The sequence below is a fragment of the Bacillus sp. B2-WWTP-C-10-Post-4 genome, assembly GCF_009183805.1.
Taxonomy (GTDB): Bacteria; Bacillota; Bacilli; order Bacillales; family Bacillaceae_G; genus Bacillus_A; species Bacillus_A cereus.
The window spans coordinates 98,976-105,570 of record NZ_WEII01000007.1 but is presented as its reverse complement, the minus strand read 5'-3'; the positions used below and the strand labels follow the sequence as shown (position 1 = coordinate 105,570).

Below are 6,595 nucleotides of genomic sequence, written 5' to 3'. Positions count from 1 at the left end.
TATATATATTACATATTAATGGAATTCCTAATAGCAATACGTTCGGTAATAACACTACAAAAAATCTTATAATTAATGTTTGCAACGTTAGCTTTTCACTCTTCAATGAAATTAATTTTATTCTCGTTACCTTTTTTCCAAGTGTAACACCGTTCCAAATAAAGGGTAACACAATAAAATATATCGCCATTAATATAAAAACTACTGCGAAATCATATCTAAAATCACCTAAGCTTATATTAAAGCGCTTAAACATAGCACTATAGTTTCCGGTCATAACAGCTACTACTGCACCATACATAACCGAGATTAAAAACATGTCAATTAGGGAAGCACCTATGCGATTCATTACAAGCGCTGGACGATGCATCTTTAACTTCATTTTATGTCGACTCCTTCATATCCTTCTTTACCCGTCTCATAGTACCACTTCTAAAAAACATTGTAAACTAGCGTTTCTCTTACTTTTCTTGTACAATTTGTTACAATAGCATTATAAAGGAGGTTCCCATATTGAAAAAATGGATAATCCTATTCGTCGCCTTCCTATTAACTGGTTGTGCAGGAAACACAGGTCACTTAACTTATACGGTTAACGATGAATACGAACTCATACGTACTTCTGGAAATGCATTTGAACTTTTCCCCTCGCAAGATGCTGTATATGCCACACAATACATCCCTGCAAAAATTACAGACATTGCTTGGGATGATAAATACATTATTGCAAAACAAACCGAGGAAAAATCAGATCCGAATAACCCTGACGCAGCAATTGCAAATAAAAAAAGTGAACATTATTGGATTATTGACGTAAAGCACAATAAACGTTTCGGTCCCTACAATGAAAAGCAATTTAATGAACAAAAAGATGCGTTTAAAATTAAGGTACCTTTTCAAAATGTAGATTCATACATAAAAGAAATAAAAAAACAGTCAGCATAATATTTGAATGCTGACTGTTTTGTCTTACATTATTTTAGTGAGATGTTAAACGTTTGTGGCTCTTTTACAACATCTTGTGTTTCTGAATCCCCTGCAAGTAAATCATCAGTTGTAAACTGAATATCCTTTACCTTGTCTTTTCCATCGTCAAGTATTAAACCAATAATACCATCTCTTGTTTCACCAGGCTTATAGTCTTCTCTTGATACATTTTTTGTACCAACTAACGTATCTTCGTCATATAAAAAGTTTTGAGTGGCTACTTTAAAATGTTGCTTACCATTAATCATAACATCATTCATAGAGAAAAATTGCATATTTTTATTTCCGGTATTCTCCACTTTATATGTAATCTCAACGTAACGAATTGTATTACTAATCTCTGTTCCACTTAGCGATGCATATAATTCTGCATCTTCTTGGCTTACTTTATCCCCTAATCTCCGTTTTACTTCTTCAGGGGTTAGTGCCGTGTATACTTTCAATGTTTTTTTTGCCTTTTCACTCATCTGTGATAAAGAAATTACTTTCACATCTTGTACGTGAATTTTCATTGGCGCTACTTCAAATGTTTGATTCACAGAATGCATCTGCTCTAACTTGAAAGTACCCCATCCTGTTTCTTTCACTTTTTGTCCTACTTTTTTCAGCTCACGCCCACCATATTCTTTTGTTTCAGGAATAGATTCTTTCTTCTTTGGTTCAGCTTTCTTTTCTTCTTGATGGAAGCAACCACTTAACATAAGAAGAAAACTACATAAAACAAAAATACTTTTCCATGCTTTCATCATTTCATTTCTCCTAACGCTATCATTCATGAATATAAAATTAGTCCCTGGCTTTGTAAACTATAGAAACAATGACAAGTCCACAAAATGAACTTGTCAGTCCAGATACTATTATACCTCCAATTTGGAAAATATGAAAATAGGGATCTAGGAACGCGTGCACGATAAATATAATAGTTGCTACAACAATTACTGAAACCCAATACTTTCTTTTTTCCGAAGCTAAAATAAGATCTTTACCCATTTCATTTCTATACTTCCATAAAACGTATACTAATAGTAGAACACCAATACATGTACTTCCATGTTGCATATATTTATAAACAGAGATACCGTACCATTCTCTTTGTAATAATGGTATTTTCATAACAAAATAGCCTGTATTATGAGTAAATGCATCCCAAACGACATGCGTGAGCATACCGAATAATGCAGAATAGCAAAATACAAAGAATTCTTTCCATGTATATAGCCCCCACCTCTCATCTATTGCATATGAATAATAACCAGCAAACGGTTTAGGCAAATGCGTTATAAACGGCTTTTTTAAAATGTAATGATATATGTATGCTAACAAAAAGACAAGTGGTAAATTGAAATATAAGAATCCAAGCCACGTATGCCCAATTACACCATACGGTCTAAAGTGTAAGAAATATTCAAAGTCAGGCACCATACTACCTAATATAAGAGCCGTTACTGAAATATGTTTAGAATGCTTTTTCGCAAAAGGAAGAACTGCTGCTGGATGTGCAAATGTAAACGGCATACTTTAACTCCTTCTCACATTTTCAATAGAATACCATATATCATAACGAGAGAATGGATCTTCATGCAATATTTATTTTCACATTGGAATATGATAGTTTAAATGATATAATCCACATAAAATATTCAGAAAATAAGGAAGGGATTCAGGTGTCATTAACACTTGTATTTTCTGCCTTTTTAAATTCAAAATCCGTTATGAATTGAGGTTTATATATTGATTGACGTACCTTTTTTACAAAATGTCACATTAAAAAAAGAAAATATCCCTAGTTTTTCCGCATATCCTTACTGCTTACCTGCTATCCGAACATTACAATCACTAGCTTTCCATCCAAATGTAACATTCATTATTGGAGAAAACGGAACAGGTAAATCAACATTACTTGAAGGAATTGCAATTGCGTTAGGTTTTAATGCAGAAGGTGGAACGAAGAACTTCCGCTTTAGCACAAACGATTCCCATTCATCTTTACATGAATACCTTCGAATTTCAAAAAGTTTCAATACACCAAACGACGGTTTCTTTCTTCGCGCTGAATCATTTTATAACGTTGCTTCTTATATTGATGAAATAGATGCTATAAAATCTTACGGCGGCGTTTCACTACACGAACAATCACACGGCGAATCGTTCTTCTCATTATTTATGAATCGTTTTTCAGGACAAGGTTTATACATTTTAGATGAGCCTGAGGCAGCTTTATCACCAATGAGACAACTTTCCATGCTCATTCGAATGCACGAGCTAGCGGAACAAGGTTCACAATTTGTTATTGCGACGCATTCTCCTATTTTAATGGCCTACCCTGAATCCACTATATATTCTTTAACACAAGAAGGGATTCACGAATCCACATTAGAAGAAACTGAGCATTACCAAACGACGAAACTTTTCTTTGAAAATCGTGATCGATTATTTCATCATCTATTTGAGCCGTAAAAAAAGAAGCAGCAATAGCTGCTTCTTTTTTATAGTGCTTCTATAAATAAGGCAACCCCGATACCGCCACCGACGCATAAAGAGGCAATTCCTTTTTCTAACCCACGTCTTTTTAATTCGTGAATTAAACTTACTGTAATACGAGCCCCTGTACAACCAATTGGATGCCCAAGTCCTACGCCACTACCGTTTACGTTCACTTTTTCACGGTCTAAGCCTAACTCTTTCTCTACAGCTAAATATTGAGCCGCGAAAGCTTCATTAATTTCAAGTAAATCTGCATCTTCCAATGACCAATCTACTTTTTCTAAACCTTTACGAATTGCTGGTGCTGGTCCAATACCCATAATTTTTGGATCTACTCCAGCTACTGAATATCCAACAATTCTAGCTAACGGTTGTAAACCTTTTTCTTTCGCTTTTTCTTCGCTCATTAATACTAGAACTGCACTCCCGTCATTAAGGCCAGATGCATTCCCCGCAGTCACTGATCCATCTTTACGGAATGCCGGCTTCAATCCAGCTAATTTTTCAGCTGTAATATCTGCACGTGGATGTTCATCCTTCGAAAATATAACTTCTTTTCTACGCTCTTTTATTGTAATAGGAACAATTTGATCGTCAAAGTATCCAGACTCGATTGCCTTCAGTGCCAATGTATGACTGCGAAGAGCAACTTCATCTTGTTCCTCTCTTGTAATTTCATATTGTTCAACTAAATTTTCCGCTGTTTCACCCATCATAATATGGTGAATCGGATCTTCTAACACTTCCCACACCGTATCACGAATTTCTCCGTGCTGTAGACGTTGTCCCCAGCGGTGCTGTTTCAATGCATAAGGGCTCGAACTCATCGCTTCTACTCCACCTGCAACAACAACATCACTTACACCTAATTGGATTTGCATTGCAGCTGACATAATTGCTTGCATACCTGAAGAACATTGGCGTTGGATTGTATATCCCGTAACTGTGTCAGGAAATCCTGCCGCTAATGCAGCTGTTCTCGCCGTATTTGCTTCATCAGTTCTTTGAATACAATGACCTAAAATTACTTCATCAACTTCATGTGGTTCTACCCCGCCTCGTTTTACAGCTTCCTGAAGTACAGGAACAGCTAATTCTACTGGCGTTACATTTTTTAGCGCTCCTCCAAAAGTTCCAATTGGCGAACGAACTGCAGCTGTAATAACAACATTATGCATTTTGCACTTGCCCCTCTCTTATGTACCCTAGTAAGTTTTTAGGTGAAATTCCATAAGATGTATATCTATAACTATCATACTATAAACATACTAAAAAATCAAAATATTTGATATAATAAAAATAGAAGGAATTAACCTTCTATTCTGTTAGTGCATATAAAAACTTTTGTAAAATTTTCTCTGTTGTTTCATTCAATTTTGGCAACTTATCTACTGGAAAATATTGAAGTTTCAACCCTTCATGATCGAGCTTTAATTCCCCGCTCACATGATGTGCCTGATACAGATGAATGACATTGAAAATTTCATCGCCATTCGGATAACGGAAATATACTTCTTTTCCTGATAGAACACCAAGAAATTGCATTATTTTTGCAGTTAACCCCGTTTCTTCAAATAACTCTCTACGTGCAGTTTCTTCTGTCGTTTCGCCCAGTTCCATCGCCCCACCAGGTACACCCCAATCATATGTATCTGAACGATATTGAAGCAATACTTCTTGATTATCGTTTAATATAATAATTGCTGATCCTACGAGAATAAGCGGCCTTGTACCAACGACTTTTCGTAACTCTTCAATATACCCCATATGTAAATTCCCCTTTCCCTAACCTCCCTTATCATAACAAAATTTTGCTCTTTTTGTTCATGTAATTTTAAAGAAAAAAAGAAGCTTTCGCCTCCTTTTTTTCACCTTTATTTCTTAAAACTTTCATATTTTACAGCTTCAAAAGCTTCCTCAATTTCATCATTACGATAATGGACATATGTAAAACGACCCAACTCTACTAATCTTGCTATTTCCTGTAACGCTTTATGCTGCTCATATGTTTCTTTCAGCTTAATATGTACATAAAACTTCATTAAAGGATGTTCATATAAAGGTTCTCCCACCTCTACATATACATCTTCAACCCCTTGTACAACTCTTACATAACTCGCAAATTGATAAAGTGCTTCTCTGTCTGAAACGATTTTTAATGTATACATATATTCTCCCCCTTTCCTTTACTATATCAAAAAGACGACCACACCATGTTATAGAACTATGAAATTTTTTCGACTTGTCATCTATATATTCAATAAAGAAGGCGTTTATCCATACATGACATCTTTTTCCCACATATATTATAGGAAGAACTTTTTTTCATTTGAGGTGTTCCTTATGGATCCATACGTCAATATATGTATTTGCATTACTCCCGGCGCCGATATTTCTGATGACCGCATCGCAAAAGATTTAGCTGTTGCAGAATCAATTTGGCACCCCATTACATTTCAAATTCAAGAAGTAATTGTATTAAATGAACTTTTCCGTTTTTCCGATCGTGAAATCAGTTATAAAAATTCCATTCAAAGTCAAGAAAAGCTGGCATCCTTTTTCCAAACATGTGTAAATGAAGCTCCTGAATGCGACCTTTATATTTGTTATATTGGCAGTGATTATTTCAAAGAAACAGCAGTAATTGCCTGCGCTTATTCTTTAGCAAAACAACAGCAACTTACCGGTTATATCGTTTTAACAAATTCGGCTGCTCCTATGAAAAATATATATACGCTCGCTCACGAAATTGGTCATATTTTATTTACAAGACGTATTCATGGAAAACTTACTCATGCAGATCCTCATTCTCCAACCGGCTCGGAGCACCACCCTTCTCCAACAAATCTTATGTATCCGATAGTCCCTCGTCCAGAAAACGTTCATATTCATTCCTTATTAACAGCAGAACAAAAAACACTCTCTTTACAAAGCTCTTTATTGCAAAGAAAAAAACAGTAACCCTCATGTTACTGTTTAAAACAACTTATTCCAATCAACAAAACAAATCCCGGCTGCTAGAAATAAAAATAGACAACTAAATGTAAATGTAATCCCTCTAAAAATCCCTATATAATATTTCTTTGGAAATAATTTTTGGTATATCCAGAGCAGCCGCTTTTTA

At 35.1% G+C, this 6,595-nt stretch carries 9 protein-coding genes and 1 pseudogene; 3 read left to right on the top strand and 7 right to left on the bottom strand.

Annotated elements, in window-relative coordinates:
* The coding region (locus tag GBN78_RS06260) for an RDD family protein (RefSeq protein ID WP_152127078.1) at positions 1-382 on the bottom strand (382 nt) is incomplete at its 3' end.
* 131 nt (positions 383-513) lie between these two features.
* On the opposite strand from GBN78_RS06260, the gene GBN78_RS06255 reads away from it, so the two are divergent.
* A complete protein-coding gene (locus GBN78_RS06255) occupies positions 514-945 on the top strand; it encodes a DUF3997 domain-containing protein (RefSeq protein WP_000758785.1) in 432 nt (143 codons plus the stop codon).
* Between the two features lie 29 nt (positions 946-974).
* On the opposite strand, the gene GBN78_RS06250 is transcribed toward GBN78_RS06255, so the two are convergent.
* Complete coding sequence (locus GBN78_RS06250; RefSeq protein ID WP_000973895.1) at positions 975-1,736, bottom strand: hypothetical protein; 762 nt, start codon at positions 1,734-1,736, stop codon at positions 975-977.
* A 37-nt stretch (positions 1,737-1,773) separates the two neighbouring features.
* Positions 1,774-2,502: a DUF4184 family protein gene (locus GBN78_RS06245; RefSeq protein WP_152127076.1), complete on the bottom strand. Its 729-nt coding sequence runs from the start codon at positions 2,500-2,502 to the stop codon at positions 1,774-1,776.
* A 216-nt stretch (positions 2,503-2,718) separates the two neighbouring features.
* On the opposite strand from GBN78_RS06245, the gene GBN78_RS06240 reads away from it, so the two are divergent.
* A complete protein-coding gene (locus GBN78_RS06240; RefSeq protein ID WP_030027760.1) occupies positions 2,719-3,444 on the top strand; it encodes an AAA family ATPase in 726 nt (241 codons plus the stop codon).
* A gap of 29 nt (positions 3,445-3,473) precedes the next feature.
* Here the strand turns inward: GBN78_RS06240 and GBN78_RS06235 are convergent, their stop codons facing one another.
* From GBN78_RS06235 to GBN78_RS06225, 3 genes are all read right to left on the bottom strand, one after another.
* The gene (locus GBN78_RS06235) at positions 3,474-4,649 is read right to left on the bottom strand and encodes an acetyl-CoA C-acetyltransferase (protein WP_000552076.1); all 1,176 of its coding nucleotides are present in this window, start codon (positions 4,647-4,649) and stop codon (positions 3,474-3,476) included.
* A gap of 139 nt (positions 4,650-4,788) precedes the next feature.
* A complete protein-coding gene (locus tag GBN78_RS06230; protein ID WP_000540529.1) occupies positions 4,789-5,238 on the bottom strand; it encodes an NUDIX hydrolase in 450 nt (149 codons plus the stop codon).
* Between the two features lie 107 nt (positions 5,239-5,345).
* Positions 5,346-5,639, bottom strand: a complete 294-nt coding sequence (locus GBN78_RS06225) for a DUF3928 family protein (protein WP_000288330.1) — start codon at positions 5,637-5,639, stop codon at positions 5,346-5,348.
* Positions 5,640-5,814: 175 nt separating this feature from the next.
* Between GBN78_RS06225 and GBN78_RS06220 the strand changes: the two genes are divergently transcribed.
* The gene (locus tag GBN78_RS06220; RefSeq protein ID WP_000371615.1) at positions 5,815-6,432 is read left to right on the top strand and encodes an ImmA/IrrE family metallo-endopeptidase; all 618 of its coding nucleotides are present in this window, start codon (positions 5,815-5,817) and stop codon (positions 6,430-6,432) included.
* Positions 6,433-6,447: 15 nt separating this feature from the next.
* On the opposite strand, the pseudogene GBN78_RS30585 reads toward GBN78_RS06220, so the two are convergent.
* Positions 6,448-6,591 (bottom strand): annotated as a pseudogene (locus GBN78_RS30585) (DNA-binding protein); the annotation flags it as partial.
* Positions 6,592-6,595 lie beyond the last annotated feature (4 nt).

Bases quoted from the DNA above. Each gene is read 5' to 3' on its own strand.
- GBN78_RS06235 (WP_000552076.1), bottom strand. From the start codon at position 4,649: ATGCATAATGTTGTTATTACAGCTGCAGTTCGTTCGCCAATTGGAACT.
- GBN78_RS06225 (WP_000288330.1), bottom strand. From the start codon at position 5,639: ATGTATACATTAAAAATCGTTTCAGACAGAGAAGCACTTTATCAATTT.
- GBN78_RS06250 (WP_000973895.1), bottom strand. From the start codon at position 1,736: ATGATGAAAGCATGGAAAAGTATTTTTGTTTTATGTAGTTTTCTTCTT.
- GBN78_RS06245 (WP_152127076.1), bottom strand. From the start codon at position 2,502: ATGCCGTTTACATTTGCACATCCAGCAGCAGTTCTTCCTTTTGCGAAA.
- GBN78_RS06230 (WP_000540529.1), bottom strand. From the start codon at position 5,238: ATGGGGTATATTGAAGAGTTACGAAAAGTCGTTGGTACAAGGCCGCTT.
- GBN78_RS06220 (WP_000371615.1), top strand. From the start codon at position 5,815: ATGGATCCATACGTCAATATATGTATTTGCATTACTCCCGGCGCCGAT.